This is a genomic window from Dinoroseobacter sp. S76 (assembly GCF_049801095.1).
Lineage (GTDB): Bacteria > Pseudomonadota > Alphaproteobacteria > Rhodobacterales > Rhodobacteraceae > Dinoroseobacter.
Window position 1 is genome coordinate 532812 of sequence record NZ_JBNAGH010000003.1, and the last position, 19622, is coordinate 552433.

The 19622-nt window shown below is 63.9% G+C and carries 20 protein-coding genes; 14 read left to right on the forward strand and 6 right to left on the reverse strand.

Annotation, left to right across the window (positions count from 1 at the left end):
* Positions 1-26 precede the first annotated feature (26 nt).
* A complete protein-coding gene (gcvH, locus tag ACP153_RS12160; RefSeq protein WP_424971257.1) occupies positions 27-395 on the reverse strand; it encodes a glycine cleavage system protein GcvH in 369 nt (122 codons plus the stop codon).
* A gap of 11 nt (positions 396-406) precedes the next feature.
* Positions 407-1492, reverse strand: a complete 1086-nt coding sequence (gene gcvT, locus ACP153_RS12165; RefSeq protein ID WP_424971258.1) for a glycine cleavage system aminomethyltransferase GcvT — start codon at positions 1490-1492, stop codon at positions 407-409.
* 179 nt (positions 1493-1671) lie between these two features.
* On the opposite strand from gcvT, the gene ACP153_RS12170 reads away from it, so the two are divergent.
* On the forward strand, positions 1672-2676 hold the full coding sequence (locus tag ACP153_RS12170) for an aldose epimerase family protein (RefSeq protein WP_424971259.1): 1005 nt from the start codon (positions 1672-1674) through the stop codon (positions 2674-2676).
* A 132-nt stretch (positions 2677-2808) separates the two neighbouring features.
* Here ACP153_RS12170 and ACP153_RS12175 read toward each other — a convergent pair whose 3' ends face one another.
* Positions 2809-4026 carry a urate hydroxylase PuuD gene (locus tag ACP153_RS12175; protein ID WP_424971260.1) on the reverse strand — a complete coding sequence of 406 codons (1218 nt, stop codon included), beginning with the start codon at positions 4024-4026 and terminating at the stop codon, positions 2809-2811.
* Between the two features lie 97 nt (positions 4027-4123).
* Between ACP153_RS12175 and ACP153_RS12180 the strand changes: the two genes are divergently transcribed.
* Entirely contained in the window at positions 4124-5050 is a 927-nt protein-coding gene (locus tag ACP153_RS12180) for a LysR substrate-binding domain-containing protein (RefSeq protein WP_424971261.1), read from the forward strand.
* A 124-nt stretch (positions 5051-5174) separates the two neighbouring features.
* Positions 5175-5963 carry a hypothetical protein gene (locus tag ACP153_RS12185; RefSeq protein ID WP_424971262.1) on the forward strand — a complete coding sequence of 263 codons (789 nt, stop codon included), beginning with the start codon at positions 5175-5177 and terminating at the stop codon, positions 5961-5963.
* Positions 5964-6038: 75 nt separating this feature from the next.
* Here the strand turns inward: ACP153_RS12185 and uraH are convergent, their stop codons facing one another.
* Entirely contained in the window at positions 6039-6404 is a 366-nt protein-coding gene (gene uraH / locus ACP153_RS12190) for a hydroxyisourate hydrolase (protein WP_424971263.1), read from the reverse strand.
* Between the two features lie 156 nt (positions 6405-6560).
* Here uraH and puuE point away from each other — a divergent pair, with 156 nt between their 5' ends.
* The 4 genes from puuE (at position 6561) to ACP153_RS12210 (ending at position 10991) form a co-directional block, all read left to right on the forward strand.
* Positions 6561-7982, forward strand: a complete 1422-nt coding sequence (gene puuE / locus ACP153_RS12195) for an allantoinase PuuE (RefSeq protein WP_424971264.1) — start codon at positions 6561-6563, stop codon at positions 7980-7982.
* Between the two features lie 6 nt (positions 7983-7988).
* Positions 7989-9017: an allantoicase gene (gene alc, locus ACP153_RS12200; RefSeq protein WP_424971265.1), complete on the forward strand. Its 1029-nt coding sequence runs from the start codon at positions 7989-7991 to the stop codon at positions 9015-9017.
* Positions 8996-9505 (forward strand): ureidoglycolate lyase, encoded by a 510-nt coding sequence (locus tag ACP153_RS12205; RefSeq protein WP_424971266.1) that lies wholly within the window; start codon positions 8996-8998, stop codon positions 9503-9505. The genes alc and ACP153_RS12205 overlap by 22 nt, the downstream gene beginning before the upstream one ends.
* A gap of 61 nt (positions 9506-9566) precedes the next feature.
* Positions 9567-10991 (forward strand): nucleobase:cation symporter-2 family protein, encoded by a 1425-nt coding sequence (locus ACP153_RS12210; protein ID WP_424971268.1) that lies wholly within the window; start codon positions 9567-9569, stop codon positions 10989-10991.
* A gap of 104 nt (positions 10992-11095) precedes the next feature.
* Here the strand turns inward: ACP153_RS12210 and ACP153_RS12215 are convergent, their stop codons facing one another.
* Positions 11096-12085: a type I glyceraldehyde-3-phosphate dehydrogenase gene (locus ACP153_RS12215; protein ID WP_424971269.1), complete on the reverse strand. Its 990-nt coding sequence runs from the start codon at positions 12083-12085 to the stop codon at positions 11096-11098.
* Between the two features lie 362 nt (positions 12086-12447).
* Here ACP153_RS12215 and ACP153_RS12220 point away from each other — a divergent pair, with 362 nt between their 5' ends.
* From ACP153_RS12220 to ACP153_RS12250, 7 genes are all read left to right on the forward strand, one after another.
* Complete coding sequence (locus ACP153_RS12220; protein ID WP_424971270.1) at positions 12448-13746, forward strand: VPLPA-CTERM sorting domain-containing protein; 1299 nt, start codon at positions 12448-12450, stop codon at positions 13744-13746.
* Between the two features lie 170 nt (positions 13747-13916).
* Complete coding sequence (locus tag ACP153_RS12225) at positions 13917-15311, forward strand: cytochrome ubiquinol oxidase subunit I (RefSeq protein ID WP_424971271.1); 1395 nt, start codon at positions 13917-13919, stop codon at positions 15309-15311.
* Between the two features lie 4 nt (positions 15312-15315).
* Positions 15316-16329 carry a cytochrome d ubiquinol oxidase subunit II gene (locus ACP153_RS12230; protein WP_424971272.1) on the forward strand — a complete coding sequence of 338 codons (1014 nt, stop codon included), beginning with the start codon at positions 15316-15318 and terminating at the stop codon, positions 16327-16329.
* Between the two features lie 144 nt (positions 16330-16473).
* Positions 16474-17151: an amino acid ABC transporter permease gene (locus ACP153_RS12235; protein WP_424971273.1), complete on the forward strand. Its 678-nt coding sequence runs from the start codon at positions 16474-16476 to the stop codon at positions 17149-17151.
* Positions 17148-17852: an amino acid ABC transporter permease gene (locus ACP153_RS12240; protein ID WP_424971274.1), complete on the forward strand. Its 705-nt coding sequence runs from the start codon at positions 17148-17150 to the stop codon at positions 17850-17852. Before ACP153_RS12235 ends, ACP153_RS12240 begins: the two co-directional genes overlap by 4 nt.
* A gap of 48 nt (positions 17853-17900) precedes the next feature.
* Entirely contained in the window at positions 17901-18686 is a 786-nt protein-coding gene (locus tag ACP153_RS12245) for a transporter substrate-binding domain-containing protein (RefSeq protein ID WP_424971275.1), read from the forward strand.
* Positions 18687-18752: 66 nt separating this feature from the next.
* Positions 18753-18917 carry a hypothetical protein gene (locus ACP153_RS12250; protein WP_424971276.1) on the forward strand — a complete coding sequence of 55 codons (165 nt, stop codon included), beginning with the start codon at positions 18753-18755 and terminating at the stop codon, positions 18915-18917.
* An 80-nt stretch (positions 18918-18997) separates the two neighbouring features.
* Here the strand turns inward: ACP153_RS12250 and ACP153_RS12255 are convergent, their stop codons facing one another.
* Positions 18998-19558 carry a hypothetical protein gene (locus ACP153_RS12255; protein WP_424971277.1) on the reverse strand — a complete coding sequence of 187 codons (561 nt, stop codon included), beginning with the start codon at positions 19556-19558 and terminating at the stop codon, positions 18998-19000.
* Positions 19559-19622 lie beyond the last annotated feature (64 nt).

Below are 19622 nucleotides of genomic sequence, written 5' to 3' on the forward strand. Positions count from 1 at the left end.
AGTATTTTCAGAACAATGAGGCGGCGTTACTCGATGAGGGCCGCGTAGGCATCGGCATCGAGCAGCTCGGAGAGTTCGCCCGTATCGCTCAGCTTGATCTTGTAGAGCCAGGAGGCCCCTTCGGGGTCCTCGTTAAGGTCTCCGGGCGTCTCGACCAGGGCTTCATTGGCCTCGACGATCTCGCCCGCGACGGGGGCGAAGATATCCGAAGCGGCCTTCACGCTCTCGACCACGCCGATTTCGTCACCTTTGGCAAAGGTTTCGCCCGTGGGCTGGAGCTCGATGAAAACCACTTCGCCCAGCTGTTCGGCGGCGTGCTTGGTGATCCCGATCGTGGCCATATCGTCCTCGACCTCGATCCATTCATGGTCATCGGTGAAATAGGTGCTGGGCATGGTCGGGCCTTTCAACGTTTGTAGCGGTGCGGAACAAAGGGGAGCGGGGTGACGGTCGCCGGCACGGGTTTGCCGCGCAGCAGGACCGTGAGAGCGGTGCCGGGTGCGGCGTGGCTTGTGGCGACATAGCCCATGGAAATCGGCGCTTGCAGGGTCGGCGAGAAGCCTCCGCTCGTCACGGAGCCGAGGGGCGTACCGTCGGTTGTGGTGATCTCGACGCCGGCGCGCACCGGGGCGCGGCCCTCGGGGCGCAAGCCCACAAGCTGGCGTGCGAGACCGGTGTTGGCCTCGGCGCCGATCCGGGTCGCGCCGGGGAACCCGCCCTCGGCGCGGCGCCGTTTCGGGATGGAAAAGCCGAGCCCGGCCTCAAGCGGCGAGGTGTCTTGATCGATGTCCTGGCCATAGAGCGGCAGGCCGGCCTCCATGCGCAGGGTATCGCGGGCCCCAAGCCCGGCGGGCACGGCGCCGGCGGCGATGAGCGCGCGGGCGAAATCCTCGCCAGCCTCGGCAGGCAGCGAGATTTCGAAGCCGTCCTCACCCGTATAACCCAGCCGCGAGACCCGGAGCGCATGACCCTGCCAAGTCTCTTCATGGGACTGCATGAAGCGGAGTGTGTCTGCCTGCGGCAGCAGCGGGGTCAGCAGCGCCGCCGCCTCGGGCCCTTGGAGGGCAACCAGAGCGCGAGTGTCCAGCACTGTGATCTCGTGTTTGGGCAGTCCTGCCCGCAGCAGCGCCACGTCCTGCTCGGCCATGGAGGCGTTGACCACGACAAAGAGCCCGTCATCCATCCGCGTCACGATCAGGTCGTCAAAGATCCCGCCGGTCTCGGTCGTCAGCTGGGTGTAGCGGGCCTGCCCCGGTTTCAGGGATGTGATCCCACCGGGCACCAGCTGCTCCAGAGCTTTGTCCGGGTGCGGGCCAGGGATCTCGATCTGGCACATATGGCTCACATCGAAGAGGGCTGCTCCCTCGCGGCAGGCCGCATGCTCGGCCATGATCCCCGTGGGATATTGGACGGGCATCTCCCATCCGGCAAAGGGAACCATCTTGGCTCCCAACTCAAGATGTAGATTATGCAGGGGTGTCTGCTTCAACATGGGCGCAGTCCGGTCTGAGTCGTGGCCCGTGGGCCATGCTTGTTTCCTATCGGAAACTTCGCCCGGGATGCAAGGATTTCCGGGGCTTGCCCCCTGCGACAGGGTGGATCCCGGCCCGGCTTGCATCCCGGACGCTTCCGCTGGATCCTCCGGGTCGACATGAGCCCCGGAGATCCCCCATGAGCGCGCGTTCGAGACCCTTTGGCACCACCGCAGACGGCCAGCCCGTGCGCGCCTTCACCATTGGGCAAGGCCCGTTGCAGGTCACAATTTTGACCTGGGGGGCCGTGCTGCAGGATGTGCGGCTCGCGGGTGTGGCCCATGGCCTGACCCTGGGGACCGAGGAACTGTCCGGGTATGAGGCCGGGATGATCAGCTTTGGCGCGTTGATGGGGCCGGTTGCGAACCGGATTCGTGACGCCCGCGCGCCGATCGCCGGGAAGATGCATCACTTCGAGGCCAATCTCGCGGGGCAGCATACGCTTCACGGGGGGAGCGAGGGCACCCAGGGACGGGTCTGGGATCTGGTCGCGCAAGGGCCGGATTACGTGACGCTGGCAACGGTGCTACCCGATGGCCTGTCCGGGTTTCCGGGCCAGCGACGGCTGGAGGCGACCTACCGGGTGACGGGCTTTGATCTGGATCTGGAGATCACCGGGACGACCGATGCGCCGACCCTGCTCAACATCGCCAATCACAGCTATTGGAACCTCGACGGCACCGATCGGATCGACGGGCACAGGCTGCAGGTCCATGGGGAGCGCTATACGATGAGCGATGCGGATCTGATCGTCACCGGCGCGCTCGGGGAGGTTGCAGGCACGCCGCTGGATTTCCTGGAGCAGCGCCTCTTCGCGCCGGGACCGGAGCGGCGCTTTGATCTGAACTATGTGCTCAGCCCAGCGCGGCGCGACCTGAGCCCGGCCTGTCGGCTGGTCGGAGCGAGCGGGATCGCGATGGAGATGTTCACGACCGAGCCAGGGCTCCAGGTCTTCGATCTCGGGACTTTCGATACGGCGCCCTATGCAGTGCATACGGGGAGGATCGCCCCGCGCTTCTCCGCCATCGCGCTGGAGGCGCAGGTCTGGCCCGATGCGGCGAACCATGCGGGGTTTCCCTCGATCGAGGTCATTCCGGACGCGCCCTATCGCCAGCACACGCGTTGGCGCTTCACCGCGCCGTGACCACATCCGTGGCCGGATCGGCCAAGGCCGATCCGGAGGACGCGCTCCGCCTTTCCCAAAGTGTGAAAGTCTGACCGGGGCTCGGCACAGCGCGGGTCCGCGCGCTCCACATGTGGAGCGCGCCCGGTTTGCCTAGCGCGCGGCGCGGTACCAGGCGATGATGGCGGCGCGTTCCTGCGGCTCCATATAGCTCAGGTTTGCGGGCGGCATGGCGTGGCTCAGCCCCGATTGCAGGTAGACCGCCTTTGCCTGGGTCGCGAGATCCGCCTCGCTTTCCAGCACCACCCCTTTCGGGGGCCAATAGATCCCGTCCCAGCTCGGCTCCTGCGCGTGGCACATGGAGCAGCGCCCGAGCACGATGTTATGGACATCCTCGAACCCTTCCGCCTCGGCGAAGCGCACGGCCCCCGGGCTCAACTGCGCCTCCCCGTCGGTCTCAGGCGTCCCCAGCACCGAGAGCCACACCGCCGCCATGAACAGCGTTACCGTGATCGCCCAGGTCCAGAGCGGCGGCTCGCCCCCCATATGCTTGGTGTTAAAATAGTGCCGGATCGACACCCCCATCAGAAACACGAGCCCCGCGATCAGCCAGTTATACTCGCTCGCAAAGGCCAGCGGGTAGTGGTTCGACAACATCAGGAAGAGCACCGGCAGGGTGAGGTAGTTGTTGTGGGTCGAGCGCTGCTTGGCGATCTTGCCGTATTTCGCATCCGGCACCCGCCCGGCCTTGAGATCCTCCACCACGATCTTCTGGTTGCGAATGATGATGAAGAACACATTCCCGCTCATGATCGTCGCGGTGAAGGCCCCCAGATGCAGGAGCGCCGCGCGCCCCGTGAAGACCTGCGTATAGCCCCAGGCCATGATCACCAGCAGCACGAAGAGGAGCACCATGAGACGGGTGTTGTTCTCGCCAAACTTGCTCTTGCACAGCAGATCATAGGCCATCCAGCCAAAGCCCAGCGACCCAAGCGAGATCAGCACCGCGCCCCAGACCGGGATATCGGCCACATTCGGATCGACCAGGTAAAGCTCGGCACCGAGGTAATAGACCAGTACCAGCAGCACGAAGCCCGAGATCCAGGTGAAATAGCTCTCCCATTTGTGCCAGGTCAGGTGGTCCGGCAGGCGTTCGGGCGCGACCAGATACTTGGTCATGTGGTAAAACCCGCCGCCATGGACCTGCCATTCTTCCCCATGGGCGAGCTTGGGCATGCCTTCGGCCTTCCGCAGTCCTAGATCCAGCGCGATGAAGAAAAACGACGAGCCGATCCAGGCGATCCCCGTGATCACGTGGAGCCAGCGCACGGCAAACTCGGCCCAGGCCTCAAGAACAGCAAGATCATACATCGGGGGTCTCCTTCGGTCCGGGTCACTATACCCATGGCGATCTTTCTGATAATCGGAGAAATAACCAAAGACCTTCAAACAAGCGCGAATAATACCCATGATGTCCCTGAAGAACCTCGCCATGTTCGTGCGTGTCTACGAATTGGGCAGTATGTCAGCGGCCGCACGGGATCAGCGGTGCTCTCCGGCCGTCGCCTCCAGCCGGATTTCGGAGCTGGAGAAGTATCTGGGCGTGCGCCTGTTCAACCGCACCACCCGGACCCTGCGCGCCACAGAGCATGGCAAGATCTTCTATCAGGGCGCGCGCAAGGTGACGGAGGCCCTGGCCGAAGCCGAAGCCGCAGTCATGGAAACCAGCCAGAGCCCGCGCGGCTCGATTTTTGTCGCCGCCCCCCTCGGGATCGGGCGCAGGCTGGTGGCGGCGCAGATCCCGGCCTTCAAGGATCTCTACCCCGAGATCGACGTGCGGCTGCGCCTGTCGGACCGCAAGCTCGACCTGACCGGTGAGGGGCTGGACATGGCGCTCCATATGGGGCCGCTGCCGGATAGTGACCTCAAGGTGCGGATGGTGGCCGAATGCCCCCGGGTGCTGGCCGCCTCCCCCGCCTATCTCAGCCGCCGGGGCACGCCGCTCGATGGCGCGGCGCTGGTGCAGGATCGTCACGATTGCCTTGTGCTGCGCTTTCCAGGCGCGACCGAGTTTCAATGGACGCTCATGACCCAGACCGGGCCGAAACGCTATGACATCTCGGGGCCGCTGGAATCCGACGACGGGGATGTGCTGACAGACTGGGCGCTGGCCGGGCGCGGGATCATCCTGAAACCGGCCTTCGAGCTGGCCGAACACCTGCGCGCCGGGCGCCTGGTCCCGGTCTGCGAGGACACGCCCCCGGCCCCGGTGCCCCTGGCCTGGCTGTTTCCCCATCGCCGCTTCACCGACCCCAAGGTGCGGCTTTTTTCCGACTACATGACAAGGCAATGCCGCGCGGCGATCAGTGGCCCGGCGGCCCAGACACGCCCCTGAACCCCTCTTCCGGGGCGACCTTCAGGAAATCCTCACATAACGCTCAAGCAGCAGAGGACCCGCATCCTTAGAGCAGGCTGCGAAGGGCCCATATGGGATGGCGCCCTCCTCAAGGATCGCAATTATGAAAATGAATATTGTGTTCGCCAGCATCCTGGCAACGATCATGGGCCTCGACCTGGCCCAGGCAGCTTCGGTCACCCTGAGCTCAAGCTCCGTCTTCGGGTCGCAGCAAGAGCAAGCGCAAGACGTCTTCGCCGATGGCACTCCGAACGGCCAAGTGGACAGCAATGTGGGCGACCGCAATGGGGACCAGTTCAGCACCTCCCTGACCACGTTTCAGGACGATGGCGATGATCTCTTTGTCGCCACGCGCGTGTTCCGCCCCGAAACCGGGGTCACGGCCCGACAAACCGCCTTTGGCCAGGGCGAAGCCCGGCGCACCGTGACGGTCGCCACCGCGGGAACCCTGCGCTTCGACATGCGCATCGCCGGGTTCTACAGCGTCGCCTCAGAGAGGCCCGACACCGATCCCTTCGCGACGTTCATGGGCGATCTCATCGTCCTCGAGAACGGCAATGAGCTGGCATCGGACAATTTCCGTCTCTCCGATGCGGCGGGCCCCGATGCGCAGACCTTTGCGGATCTCTTGAGCGTAGAGATTGATGTGGAGGCCGGGGATGAGCTTTTGATCTACACCGGCGTCTGGGCGTCCTCCGGCGCGACGACCCTCGTGTCCGCTTTCATGGATGTGCAGGCTAATATCGACAGCTTCTTCACCATCACCACCCTCGATGGCGCGACCCTCGGGACCGGTCCGGTCTCGCCCGTGCCGCTGCCGCCCAGCGTGGCGATGCTGGGCCTCGGTCTGGCGGGTCTCGCCGGATATCGCCGGGCGCGCCGCAAAAGCTGAGACGTCGGGCGGCAGGTCGCCGCCCCGCCCTGTGTCACGAGTGCCACCGGGTCCGCAGGAGCGGGCCCGGTTTTTCTAGCTGCCCCGATAGGTCGAGAAGCTGAAGGGCGAGAGCAAAAGCGGCACATGATAGTGGGCCGTCCCGTCGCTCATGCCGAACCGGATCGGGATCTCGTCGAGAAAGAGCGGCTCCGCCCCGGCCTGCCCCGTCTCGCGCAGGTAGTCGCCTGCATGGAAGACCAACTCATATGTGCCGGTCTCGAACGCCTCTGCCGGCAGGATCGGCCCATCCGTGCGCCCATCGCTATTGGTGTGCTTGGCCGCGATCACCGCGCGCGTCGCCCCGTCCAGACGATAGAGCACGATCTGCATCCCCTCCGCCGGAACACCCCGTGCCGTGTCGAGCACATGGGTTGTCAAATAGCCTGTTTCTTGCGCCATCGCGTTCCCTTTCGTCTGATCCTTTGGCAGGGCTCGGCTGAACGTGCCGAAAAACTGCGCGAATGCCTATGGATTAGGTCTTTCAAAGTTTTATTGAAAAACACGCCGATTGTTTTGCATTAGAAGCAATTCCATCAGCGAGGGGAAAGAAAAAACGTGAACCGCTATCCGCGTGACATGCAGGGGTATGGACAGACCCCACCGAACGCCCAATGGCCGGGCGGGGCGAAGATCGCTGTCCAATTCGTGATCAACTACGAAGAGGGCGGCGAGAACTGCATCCTGCATGGGGATGCGGCCTCCGAAGCCTTCCTGTCCGAGATCGTCGGGGCCGCCGCCTGGCCCGGCCAACGCCATTGGAACATGGAGTCGATCTATGAATACGGCGCGCGCGCCGGGTTCTGGCGGCTCCACCGGATGTTCACCGCCGCCAACGTGCCGGTCACCGTCTACGGCGTGGCCACCGCACTCGCCCGGGCACCCGCGCAGGTCACCGCGATGCAGGACGCGGGATGGGAAATCGCCTCCCACGGGCTGAAATGGATCGAATACAAGGACTACACGCCGGAGGATGAAGCCGCGGATATGGCCGAGGCCATCGCCCTGCACGCCGAGGTGACCGGCGCCCGGCCCACGGGTTGGTATACGGGGCGCTGTTCCGAGAACACCGTGCGGCTCGTGGCTGAGGAAGGCGGGTTCGCCTATGTCTCCGACAGCTATGCGGATGACCTGCCCTATTGGGTCCGCTACGGCGAGCAGGACCAGTTGGTGATCCCCTATACGCTCGACGCCAATGATATGCGCTTCGCCACGCCCCAGGGCTTCAATTCCGGCGACCAGTTCTACGCCTATCTCAAGGACAGCTTCGACGCGCTCTATGCCGAGGGGGACGCTGGCGCGCCCAAGATGATGTCCATTGGTCTCCATTGTCGTCTGGTCGGGCGGCCCGGCCGGGCCCAGGCCCTGCAGCGCTTCATCGAATATGCGCAATCCCACGCAGATGTCTGGTTCGCCCGGCGGATCGACATTGCCGAGCATTGGCACGCAACCCACCCGGCGCCCGCGCCCTGGGACCGCCCCTCCGAGATGGACCGGGACGCGTTTGTGGGAGCCTATGGTGGCGTCTTCGAGCACTCCCCCTGGATCGCCGAGCAGGCCTGGGAGGGCGAGTTGAGCCCCGTCCATGACACCGCAGGCGGGCTGCACAATGCTCTCGCCCGGAAGTTCCGCGCCGCCGATGACACCGCCCGCCTCGGCGTGCTGCGCGCCCATCCGGACCTCGCCGGAAAACTTGCCGCCGCCAAGCGCCTGACGGCAGAGTCCACCGCCGAGCAGGCCGGGGCCGGGCTCGACGCGCTGACCGACGCCGAGCGTGCGACCTTCAGCGATCTCAACACCCGCTATACGGAGCGCTTCGGCTTTCCCTTCATCATCGCGGTGAAAGGCCTGAGCAAGGACGACATCCTGAGCGCCTTTCACACGCGGATCGAGAACCCGCGCGACACAGAATTTGAAACCGCATGCCAGCAGGTGGAGCGTATCGCCCGCCTGCGCCTGCAAGACATGCTACCGGAGTAGTCAAGAATGAGCCCTGAGCAACAGGACCCCAATATCCCCCTTTTCGTCCGAACGGGCATCAACCTGGCCTCAGCGGGTCTGGGCGCGCGCGCGCTTTACGCCTCTGACGAGTTCTTCGCCCCGCTCAACCGGATGCTGCAGGACCAGCCGGCGATCTTCATTCCCGACAAGTTCGACGCCCATGGCAAGTGGATGGACGGATGGGAAACCCGCCGCCGTCGCGGGGGCGGGCATGACCTGGCCGTGATCTCGCTGGCTGCCCCGGGCCGGATCCTCGGCTTTGACGTGGACACTTCTCACTTCACCGGCAACTACGCGCCTGCGGTGATGATCGAAGCCGCCAATTGCGACGGCGATCCGACCGAGGAGACCCGCTGGATCGAGGTGCTGCCCCACAAGGCCCTCGGCGCTTCGGCGCATCACTATTTCAACTGCAAAAGCTTTGAGAGCTGGACCCATCTGCGCATCCACATCTTCCCCGATGGCGGCGTCGCACGGCTCCGGGTCTATGGCATCCCCGAGCTCGACCCGACCGAAGACGGACAGGATATCGAGCTTTCGGCGGCCCTGAACGGCGGCCGGATCCTGAGCTTCTCGGATGCCCATTACGGCGACTACATGCGGCTGCTCGCACCCGGGCGCGGGGTCAATATGGGCGATGGCTGGGAAACCCGGCGCCGTCGCACCCCGGGCCATGACTGGATGGTCATCGCGCTCGGCGCCAAGGGTCGTGTCAATCGCTGCGAGATCGATACGGCCCATTTCAAGGGCAACTTCCCGGACCGCGCCTCGATCCAGGCGGCGGATCTGGCGGTGTTCGGCGACGGGCTGACCGACGCGATCGTCACGGATTCCATGTTCTGGCACACGCTTTTGCCGGAGGTGAAGCTCTCGGCGGACACGATCCATGACTTCACCAGTGAGCTCGCGGATCTCGGCGCGATCACCCATATCCGCTTCAACATCTTCCCCGATGGCGGGGTCAGCCGCTTGCGGCTCTTTGGACGGCCCGAATGGTCGCCGGGCTCGATTTGAGCGGGCGGATCACCGCAAAGCCCCTGACGGCAGAGGGTTTCGCCCCCTTCGGCGATCTGCTGGAGGTCACGGGCGCGCCGGACAAGCTGATCAATCAGGGGCTCTGCGGGCGGCACCATGACCGCGCATCCCTCGATTTCGGACCTGAGGGCCGGGCGGGGATCAGCCTCTTTGACGCCGAGCCCCGGGCGCTGCCCCTGACCCTCGACATGGTGGAGCGGCACCCGGAGGGCTCCCAGGCCTTCATCCCCATGAGCCGCCATCCATTTCTGGTCATCGTGGCCCCGGATGAGAGCGGCACACCGGGAGAGCCGCGCGCCTTTCTGACCGCGCCCGGTCAGGCTGTGAACTATCACCGCAATACCTGGCACGGGGTGCTGACACCGCTCCATGCGCCAGGCCTCTTCGCCGTGGTCGATCGGATCGGATCCACGCCGAACCTGGAAGAACACTGGTTCGACACACCCTACGAGGTGGTTGCGCCGTAAATCCGCGCGACGGGGACGCCAGAAGCCCCGCCGCTCCATCAGGAAGGAAGAAAGGCCCCTCATGGCAGATACCTCCATTGGAACTCCCGCGCAGTTGCGCGACCCCAACTTCACCCCTCCGCTGGCCAAGGCCATCCCGCTGGGCATCCAGCATGTGCTGGCCATGTTCGTCTCGAACGTGACCCCGGCGATCATCGTCGCGGGTGCGGCGGGCTTCGGGTTCGGCTCGAACTCGCCGGACTTCCCCGAGCTGCTCTATCTGATCCAGATGTCCATGCTCTTTGCCGGGCTCGCGACGCTCCTGCAGACCGTGACGCTCGGCCCCGTCGGCGCGGCCCTGCCCATCGTGCAGGGGACAAGCTTTGCCTTCCTGCCGATCATGATCCCGCTTGTGGCGGGCAAGGGGGTCGATGCCCTCGGCGCGCTCTTTGGCGGCATCATCATCGGCGGGCTGTTCCATGCGCTGCTCGGGCTTGTGATCGGTAAGATCCGCTTCGCCTTGCCACCGCTGGTGACGGGTCTTGTGGTGACGATGATCGGTTTGGCGCTGGTGAAGGTCGGCATTCAATACGCGGCGGGCGGCGTCCCGGCCATCGGCACGCCGGAATATGGCAGCCTGCTGAACTGGTCCGCGGCCCTCGTGGTGATCTTCGTGACCCTCGGGCTGAAGTTCTTCACCAAGGGGATGCTCTCGATCTCGGCGGTGCTGATCGGTCTGATCGTCGGCTACCTCTACGCCATCATGGTCGGCATGTTGAGCATCGACGCGATCACCGGCTCCTGGGAGCGGTCCGCCGCCTTCGCCCTGCCCCAGCCCTTCAAATACGGGTTCGAATTCTCCTTCGCGGCCATCCTCGGCTTCTGCCTGATGGCCTTCATCTCGGCGATTGAAACCGTGGGCGATGTCTCGGGCATCACCAAGGGCGGCGCAGGCCGCGAGGCCACCGAGGAAGAGATCAAGGGCGCGACCTATGCGGATGGTTTCGGCTCGGCGATCGCGGGGATCTTCGGCGGCTTCCCGAACACCTCCTTCAGCCAGAATGTGGGCCTGATCGCCATGACCGGCGTGATGAGCCGCCATGTGGTGACCTGCGGGGCGATCTTCCTGATCATCTGCGGGCTAGTTCCCAAGGTGGGCGGCGTCATCCGCACGGTGCCGATCGAGGTGCTGGGCGGCGGCGTTATTGTCATGTTCGGCATGGTCGTGGCCGCGGGCATCTCGATGCTCTCGGATGTGGACTGGAACCGGCGCAACATGGTGATCTTCGCCATTGCCTTGTCGGTGGGCCTCGGTCTGCAGCTGGAGCCGGGCGCCGTGCAATACCTGCCCGACACCCTGCGCATCCTGATGACCAGCGGCCTCCTGCCCGCAGCGGCCATCGCCATCGCGCTGAACCTCATCCTGCCCGAAGAGCTCTCCGAGGAATCCACCGAGGAGGTTTCCGGCGGCCTGAAGGGCAGCGCGAAGGGCTCCCTGCCCCGCTAACCGAAGGCGGGCGCGTCGATCCTGGCGCGCCCCCTCTCTTAAGTCTGCAAATATCCTCGCCGAAGGCGCACACCCGCCACAGGCGATCCCGCCCGCAGCAGGGCTCAGAACTTCGACATCCGGATCGCCACGTCGAGCATCCGGTTCGCGAAGCCCCACTCATTATCATACCAGCCAAAAACCCGGACCATGCCGCCCGCGCTGACCTGGGTCTCGCGCGGCGCCATGATGATGCTCTCCGGGCGCTGGCGCAGATCAGAGGAAACCAGCGGCTTGCCGGTCACCCCGATGATGCCGCCCTCGGACCCGGCCAGCACCGCGTTCACCGCCGCCCCATCGGGACGCGCGCGCAGCATCACGCTCAGATCCACCGCCGAGACGGAGGCCACGGGCACCCGTACCGACGCACCCTGGATCCGCCCGGCCAGCGCTGGCAGGACCAGATCCGTGAGCGCCTGCGCACTGGTGGTCGTGGGCACCATGGACAGGGCCGCCGCCCGGCTCCGCGCCGGGTTGGCCATGGGCATGTCCACCGTGGGCTGGGACCCGGTGTAGCAATGGACCGTGGTCATATGCCCGGTCTCGATCCCGAAGGCACCATCCAGCAGCTTGACCAGAGGCGCCACCGCATTCGTGGTGCAGGAGGCGTTCGACACGATCCGGTGGTCGCGGCTCAGATCCGCGTCATTCGCGCCCAGAACCAGCGTCCAATCCGCCTCCACCGAGGGGCCCGAGACCAGCACCCGGGTCGCCCCGGCCTCGAGCGCGCGTTCGGCAAAGGCCCGGTCCGAGCCGCGCCCGGTGCATTCCATCACCAGATCCACGCCCGACAGATCCCGATCCCGCAGGTTCGCCACGGTTGAAAACGGGATCCGCCGCCCATCCACCACGAGCGCGTCCTCTTCGACCCGCACCTCGCCCCGCCAGGGGCCGAAGACACTGTCATACTCAAAGAGATAGGCGCAGGTCTCCAACGGTGCGATGTCGTTCACGCCGACAATCTGCAACCCCGGCCAGCCGCCCCCGAGCCAGGCCCGCAAGACAGACCGACCGATCCGGCCAAAGCCGTTGATGATCACCTTGTAGTCACGCATGGGGGGCCTCCTCGGCCCACACATGGCCCAAGCGCCCGGCCCACGCAAGATCCAGTCCCACAGTATCCGCACCGACCACAGAAGCGCGAGCCGCGCGGCGCTTTGCCTGGGGCACTGGCGCTGCCCCCGTCAGGCGCAAATCCAGATTTTGCAGGGTCATATCGTGGCACACGGAAACAGGGCTCGGCAGAAAGCTCCTCTGCATTGAAACAAACCGGTCACGGTCGCCGACGTTAACCAGTTTTCAGCCACCTGGTCCGTATCACGTCATCCTGATCGCCCAACGGCGCTAGGCCATAGCGCCTGGTTGGATATCGACCCATCAAGGGCCCACAGGGTCCACCATCCTCAGGAGCGCCCCTATGTTCGCTTTTTCCCCGCAGCCCTGCACCTCGCTCCGCCTGTGCGGCGTCCTCCTGGCGCTCCTCTCCCTCGCGACGCCCTTCCAGGCCACCGCGCAGAACATCTTTATTGGCTCTGGGGAGGTTCTTGAGACCACGAACGACGCCACCTTTGAGTCCATTTCCAATATCGGAGAGTTGATCAACACCGCAGCTATCAAAGCTCTGGATAGCACCCAAAACCAGGGAAGGATCGAAAACGCTGGCACGTTTGAAAACCTGGGGTCATTCGACAATTTCCTTGGAACAGTCGAAAATGCGGGCAGGTTTCAGAACTTGGGTTATTTCGACAATTTCTTCGCAGGTGAAGTCGAAAACACGGGAACGTTTGAGAACCTGGGTTCCTTCAAAAATCACTTCGCCGGAATAATCGACAACAGCGGCACGTTTTACAACTCTGGCGACATAGACAACTCGTTCGGGACAATCGAAAACAACGGCACGTTTGATAACTCGGGCGACATAAGCAACTCCCACGGATCGATCAAGAACAGCGGAACACTTGAACAAGCCGGTCGCATTCAGGGAGATCAAGGCAGGATCGAGAACGCGGGAACTTTCACGCTGCGCGGTGATATTCGCGGCGATCAGATCGAAATCCTGAACTCGGGCATCTTTCATCTCAACGGATTCATTGAGGGCGAGCAAACCAGCTTCACCCAGACAGAAGGAACGGTCGTCATAGGCGGCCTCTTCCGTGGCGAAGACTTTAGCGTAACCGGCGGGACTGCGCGCAGCGAAGGTGGATCACTGCAGGGGACGGATTTCAACGGCTCGAGCTTTTCTTTCAGCGACACAACGCTGTCTCTCGGCAACGGCGACAGGGAACTGAGCGTCGCTACCGGCCGGCTTGGCAGTCTGTTGATTGCCGGAGACTCACTCGTCGACATCGTGCTGGAACCGGATGCCGGTGGTGTTGCCCTCTCAGCAGATCGAGTGAGTATTCAATCCGACGTGATGTTCGAGATCAGCTTTATCGATGGGGCCGTGATCGAAGACGGCGATGTCTTTGACCTGATCGCAGCCGACGAGTTCACCGGCTCATTCGATGTGACCGACCAATCTCGTTTCACCTTCCCCGATACCTTTGGCTTTGAGTGGGACGTGGCCGTGGCAAGCGGCGCGGACCAGTTCGGGAGGGATATCCTGCGTGCCACGGCCTCCGCCGTCGCGCCGATCCCGCTGCCCGCGGGCGCGTGGCTGCTGGGTGCGGGTCTGCTGGGCCTTGCGGGCCTCAAGCGTCGTCGCAAGCCCGCCTGAGACCGCGCGCAGCAAAACAGCAGCTCGCAGGGGCGGGTCGGCGATCAGGCCGCGCCCTTTCCCCCGCAGGACAGCAGGTCGCACCCCTGATCTCTGGCAACCTTAGGGTGAAAACCTAACTCTGGGATAAGATAAAAAGACCAGGCAACTGAACCCCGAGGAGGTCCCCGATGGACACCCTGCTGCTGTCGCGCATTCAGTTCGGCGCGAACATCTCGTTTCACATTCTCTTCCCCACAATAACCATCGCCCTTGGCTGGGTGCTCTTGTTCTTCAAGCTGCGCTTTCAAGCCACCGGGGATGGCAAGTGGATGGAGGCGTATCGGTTCTGGGTGAAGGTGTTTGCCCTGACCTTCGCCATGGGCGTGGTCTCGGGTATCACCATGTCTTTCCAGTTCGGCACGAACTGGCCGGGCTTCATGGAGACCGTGGGCAATATCGCCGGGCCGCTTCTCGCCTATGAGGTCATGACGGCCTTTTTCCTTGAGGCCGTGTTCCTCGGGATCATGCTCTTTGGCGTAAGCCGGGTGCCGCCCTGGCTGCACACGCTGGCGACGTTTCTGGTGGCCTTTGGCACGACCATGTCAGCCTTCTGGATCCTTGTTCTGAACAGCTGGATGCACACGCCCCAGGGTTATGAGCTGCGCGACGGGGTGGTTTACGCCACAAACTGGTTCGAGATCATATTCAACCCCTCCCTGCCCTACCGGTTCTTCCACGTGCTGTTGGCCTCGGGCCTGACCGCGTCCTTCCTGCTGGCCGGGCTTTCGGCGTTCCGCTGGCTGCGCGGGGACCGTTCTGGCGGCATGCGCGCGGCGATGAAGACCGGGGTGACGGTCGCGGCCTTCCTGATCCCGGTGCAGATTTTCGTCGGCGACCAGCACGGGCTCAACACGCTGGAGCATCAGCCCGCCAAGGTCGCTGCCATGGAGGGCCATTGGGATGGCGAGGAAAGCCCGGTGCCGCTGATCCTCTTTGCGATGCCCAATGAAGAGACCCGCGAGAACGATTTCGCGATCAAGATCCCCTATGTGGGCTCGCTGATTCTGACCCACAGTCTCGACGGCAAGATCCCCGGGCTGAACGATTTCGTCACCGAAGAGGGAGAGGTGCTGCACCCGCCCGTGGCCAAGGTCTTCTGGTCCTTCCGGATCATGGTCGCCACCGGCATGGCCATGCTGGTGATGAGCTGGGCGGCCATGTGGTTCATGCGCAAGGGGCGCGGGCTGGAGGGTCTGCCCCGACCGATGTTCTATGGCTTTGTCGCCATGGGGTTCTCGGGCTGGATCGCAACGCTGGCGGGTTGGTACACCACCGAGATCGGACGGCAGCCCTGGCTCGTGGATGGGGTGCTGAAAACCGCGGATGCAGTGGCGGATGTGCCCGCGGGCATGGTGCTGAGCACGCTCATTGCCTATCTCGCGATCTACGCGGCGCTGATCTTCTGCTATATCAGCGTGCTGACCTATCTGGCCAACAAGGCGGCCAAGGGGGATGGCGGCGGCCTTCTGGAACCCCGAGGCGCCGGTGCGGCCACGGTCCGGGCCGTGGCGCCGGCGGAGTAGACCCATGTCCGAGATCTTTGCCGATCAGAGCCAATGGCTCCCCCTCGTTTTCGCCGCCCTGATGGGCCTGTCGATCCTGATCTATGTGGTGCTTGACGGGTTCGACCTCGGCGTCGGGGTGCTCTTCCCCTTTGCCGAGGACGCCGAGAAAGACCGGATGGTCGCCTCGATCGGGCCCTTCTGGGATGCCAATGAGACCTGGCTCGTGCTGGCCATCGGCATCCTGCTCGTGGCCTTCCCCTCGGCCCATGGGGCGATCCTCACGGCGCTCTATCTACCCGTGGCGATCATGCTCTTCGGGCTGATCCTGCGCGGGGTGTCCTTCGAATTCCGCGCCAAGGCCCCCGCCAGTCAGAAACCCGCCTGGAACCGGGCGTTCTTCATCGGCTCGCTCATGACCTCGCTGAGCCAGGGCTTCATGCTGGGGCTCTATATCATGGGTCTGCAATGGACGATCTGGACCGTGGGCTTCGCCCTGCTGACCGCGATCTTCCTGACCGTCGCCTATTCCTTCATCGGTGCCACATGGCTGGTGCTGAAGACCGAAGGCGCGTTGCAGAAAAAGGCCGTGGAGTGGTCGCGTGGCGGGATCTGGGGCCTCGTGCTGGGGCTGGGAGCGGTCTCGCTGGCCTCGCCCCTGGTGAGCCCGCGCATCTTCGAGAAGTGGTTCTCCTTTCCCGAGATCGTCCTCCTCGCGCCCCTGCCGATGATGTTCTGCCTGCTGATCGGTCTCTTGTTCGTGGGGCTGAAACGCCTGCCCACGGCCGATGACAGCTTTGCGTGGTTCCCCTTTGCGGCGACGATCGTGCTTTTCATCCTCGCCTTCTTCGGGCTCGCCTATTCGTTCTACCCCTATGTGGTGCCCGAGCAGCTGACGATCTATGAGGCGGCGAGCGCGCCGGAGAGCCTGTTGATCATCCTCTTCGGGACGATCTTCGTGCTGCCCGCGATCCTCGGCTACACGATCCTGAGCTATGTGATCTTCCGCGGCAAAGCCCGCGCGCTCAGCTACGATTGACCGGCACAGGCCCCACTTTGCAGATTGGTTAATAAAGCAGCAGTTGGGCGGTGCGCCGCCCAACAATCGGACCGCCCCCCTTTCCGCCGCGCGCGCGGAGCCTTTCCGCTTCTGAGCCTCGGGACGTTCTGACTTCCTGCGGGGATGGATTTGCGGTTCTTCGAAATCTATCGCCGCGGCGAGTACCTTCTGATGTTGATGGAGGGGGCATTTTTCAGCATCGCCCTGACCATCGGAGGGGCGGCGCTCGGCTTTCTCTTTGCCCTCGCCCTGTCCGGCGCACGCTATGGCAAGGTTCCGGTGCTGCGCCATCTGGCGACCTCCTATGTGGAGTTCATCCGCAACACGCCGCTGATCGTCCAGCTCTTCTTTGTCGCCTTCGGGCTGCCCCTGCTTCTGGGGTATCAATGGCCTTTCTGGGGGCACGCGCTGCTGGCGCTGACCCTGAACTTCTCGGCCTATTTCTCGGAGATCCTGCGCGCGGGCTACGGCACGGTCAGCGAGGGCCAGCGAGAGGCTGCCGCCGCACTTGGCCTCTCGAAGCCCCTGATATTCTTCAAGATCACCCTGCCGCAAGCCATCGCGCGCATGTACCCGTCGCTCACCAGCCAGTTCATCTTCCTCTTCCTGACAACGGGCGTGATCTCGGAGATCGGGGTGAATGACCTCACACAGGCGGGCAAGTTCATCGACAGCCGGACCTTCCGCACCTTTGAGGTCTATTTCACGCTGACCCTGATCTACATCGCGATCTCTCTGGGCTTCAAAGCCGTGCTGGCCCTGCTGCAAAAGCGCCTCTTCGCCTGGCAGGTCGCGCGATGAAGGAGATGCTCACCGCCCTGCTCGGCGCGCCCCATGGCGTGGTGATGTATCAGCTGCTGCTGGCGATGCAGTTCACCATCTATCTGTCGCTCATAGCCTTTATCGGCGGCGGGATCGTCGGGGCGGGGATTACCATCCTGCGGGTGCTGCCCGGCAAGATCGGCCGGGCCATCGCCCTGTCCTATATCTGGTTCTTCCAATCGGCGCCGCTCCTGATGCTGCTCTTTCTCTTCGGGCTCGGGGTCCCGCGCCTGCTGGGTGTCGATGTGAATATCTGGGTGGCGGCGAGCCTCGCGCTCACGCTCTATGCCTCCGCCTATCTGGCGGAGGTCTGGCGCGGTGCGATCCAGAGCCTGCCCGACGGCCAATGGGAGGGTGCGCAAGCCCTGGGCCTTGGCTTTTTCCAGACCCTGCGCCTCGTGATCCTGCCCCAGGCGATCCGTGTCTCGCTCGCGCCGACGGTCGGCTTCATGGTGCAGATCATCAAGGGCACCTCGCTGGCCTATATCATCGGGTTTTCCGACCTGATGAGCGTGGGCAAACGCTGGGCCAATGCGCCCGTGGAGGGCACGGAGCCCTTCATCATCTACCCCATCATGGCGCTGATGTATTTCGCCCTCTGCTTCCCGCTCTCGCGGCTGGCCCTGCGGCTTGAGCAACGTCTCGGCACCGTTCCGAAGGACGCGCCGATCGCGGCGTGACAGATCAGAGTTCCAACAAGAATTTCCAACGAGGAGAGGACCCAACCCATGAAAAAACTGACCCATTTGGTCGCTGCCGCCGTACTGGCCCTGCCGGTTATGGCGAGCCAGGCCGCCGCCGATCTCGCCGAGATCCTCGAGGCGGGCACCGTCAAGATTGCCGTGCCCGAAAGCTTTGCGCCCTTCGGCTTTCTTGGCGCGACCGGCGAGTACGACGGCTATGACGTGGACGTCGCCAAGCTGATCGCCGAGGATCTGGGCGTCGAGCTGGAGCTGGTGCCGGTCACTTCGAACCAGCGCATTCCGTTTCTCGAGACGGACCGCGTGGATCTGGTGATCGCCACCATGGGCGCCAACCCGGAGCGGGCGAAATCGATCTGGTTCTCCTCGGCCTATGCGCCTTTTTTCTCCGGGGTCTTTGCCTCCGGTGACAAGGCCATCGCCAGCGCCGAGGATCTGGCCGGCATGTCCGTCGGCCTGACCGGTGGCACGCTGGAGGATCTGGAGCTGACCAAGATCGCGCCCGAGACCACCGAAATCGTGCGCTTTGGCGACAATGCCGCGACCCGTGCGGCCTACGAATCCGGTCAGGTGGATGTGCTGGTGTCGGGTAATACCCTGGCGGCCGCGATCTCCGCCGACAATGCGGATGCGGATATCGAAACCAAGTTCATCCTGAAGGAATCCCCCGCCTTTATCGGCGTGAAGAAGGGCAATCTCGACCTCTTGTTCTGGGTGAACACCTTCATCCTGCACAAGACGCTGGGCGGCGAGCTGAACGGTTTCTCCGAGAAATGGCTGGGACAGGCGCTGCCGCCCCTGCCCAAACTCTGACCTCAGAGCCGGGGCGCGCTCGTGCCCCGGCCCTCACCCCGGGAGAGATCCAGCCGAAGGACCTTCATGAAGGATGTCGGCACCGCGTGGATCCCGGCGGTCACGCCATCGTCAAAGGCGGCGCGCAGACGTCTGAGCGTGACCTTTTTCAAAGAGCAGGTGGCCCGGGCCGATCTCAAAGCCGGGCGGCTGCGCGAGGTTCCAATTCTGCGCAGGCCCTATGCGCACTAGCGTACTGTGATAACCAAGGACCGCGCCGCCCTCTGGTGCAAAACTCCATCGACGAGCGGAACACCCTCTTCTGAGCGAGATTACATCATGGCCGCAGGCGAGAGCGCGGTGAAAACCCGGATATAGTCCCCGGGTGAGGAGCCCGCCCAATAGACCCAGAGCCGCGCGGGATTGTCCTCGTCGATCCAGACATAATCGCCCTGCTCCAGCCCGCGCAGATCGGTGCTGATATAGTTGACCTGGGTGTTGGCCAGAAAATCCGTGGCATCCATGGAGGCTGGCAGGGCCGCCACCCCAAGGATCGGTGCATCGAACTCGACCCAGCCATAATGGACGCCATTGAGGCTGTCGAAGAACACATAGTGGCTGGCGACGACCTCTCCGGCGGGGATCACCCCGTCGATCCCGCCCACATCCACTGCAATCGGCGCCATGAGGCGGATATTCTGATCCTCATCGAATGCGTAAAGATGGTCGGTGTTGAAATTGTCCTCCCCCACATCGAAGGGCTGATCCGTGTCGAGGATGACGAAATCCCCCTGCCCGCTCTGACGCAGGATCTGACCATCGAGCACCGTGGCCAGTGCCGATCCGCCCAGCGCGAGCACGAGCCCCGCACTTAACAGCCCTGTTCTGATCATCCGGCATCCTCCGCGTTGCTGGGCCAGAGCCTAGGGGCCGCCCCGCCGCCGGGCCAGCCATGGG

Excerpts from the sequence above, each read along its gene's own strand:
- gcvH (WP_424971257.1), bottom strand. The coding sequence starts at position 395 with ATGCCCAGCACCTATTTCACCGATGACCATGAATGGATCGAGGTCGAG.
- gcvT (WP_424971258.1), bottom strand. The coding sequence starts at position 1,492 with ATGTTGAAGCAGACACCCCTGCATAATCTACATCTTGAGTTGGGAGCC.
- ACP153_RS12170 (WP_424971259.1), top strand. The coding sequence starts at position 1,672 with ATGAGCGCGCGTTCGAGACCCTTTGGCACCACCGCAGACGGCCAGCCC.
- ACP153_RS12175 (WP_424971260.1), bottom strand. The coding sequence starts at position 4,026 with ATGTATGATCTTGCTGTTCTTGAGGCCTGGGCCGAGTTTGCCGTGCGC.
- ACP153_RS12180 (WP_424971261.1), top strand. The coding sequence starts at position 4,124 with ATGATGTCCCTGAAGAACCTCGCCATGTTCGTGCGTGTCTACGAATTG.
- ACP153_RS12185 (WP_424971262.1), top strand. The coding sequence starts at position 5,175 with ATGAAAATGAATATTGTGTTCGCCAGCATCCTGGCAACGATCATGGGC.
- uraH (WP_424971263.1), bottom strand. The coding sequence starts at position 6,404 with ATGGCGCAAGAAACAGGCTATTTGACAACCCATGTGCTCGACACGGCA.
- alc (WP_424971265.1), top strand. The coding sequence starts at position 7,989 with ATGAGCCCTGAGCAACAGGACCCCAATATCCCCCTTTTCGTCCGAACG.
- ACP153_RS12205 (WP_424971266.1), top strand. The coding sequence starts at position 8,996 with ATGGTCGCCGGGCTCGATTTGAGCGGGCGGATCACCGCAAAGCCCCTG.
- ACP153_RS12210 (WP_424971268.1), top strand. The coding sequence starts at position 9,567 with ATGGCAGATACCTCCATTGGAACTCCCGCGCAGTTGCGCGACCCCAAC.
- ACP153_RS12215 (WP_424971269.1), bottom strand. The coding sequence starts at position 12,085 with ATGCGTGACTACAAGGTGATCATCAACGGCTTTGGCCGGATCGGTCGG.
- ACP153_RS12220 (WP_424971270.1), top strand. The coding sequence starts at position 12,448 with ATGTTCGCTTTTTCCCCGCAGCCCTGCACCTCGCTCCGCCTGTGCGGC.
- ACP153_RS12225 (WP_424971271.1), top strand. The coding sequence starts at position 13,917 with ATGGACACCCTGCTGCTGTCGCGCATTCAGTTCGGCGCGAACATCTCG.
- ACP153_RS12230 (WP_424971272.1), top strand. The coding sequence starts at position 15,316 with ATGTCCGAGATCTTTGCCGATCAGAGCCAATGGCTCCCCCTCGTTTTC.
- ACP153_RS12235 (WP_424971273.1), top strand. The coding sequence starts at position 16,474 with ATGGATTTGCGGTTCTTCGAAATCTATCGCCGCGGCGAGTACCTTCTG.
- ACP153_RS12240 (WP_424971274.1), top strand. The coding sequence starts at position 17,148 with ATGAAGGAGATGCTCACCGCCCTGCTCGGCGCGCCCCATGGCGTGGTG.
- ACP153_RS12245 (WP_424971275.1), top strand. The coding sequence starts at position 17,901 with ATGAAAAAACTGACCCATTTGGTCGCTGCCGCCGTACTGGCCCTGCCG.
- ACP153_RS12250 (WP_424971276.1), top strand. The coding sequence starts at position 18,753 with ATGAAGGATGTCGGCACCGCGTGGATCCCGGCGGTCACGCCATCGTCA.
- ACP153_RS12255 (WP_424971277.1), bottom strand. The coding sequence starts at position 19,558 with ATGATCAGAACAGGGCTGTTAAGTGCGGGGCTCGTGCTCGCGCTGGGC.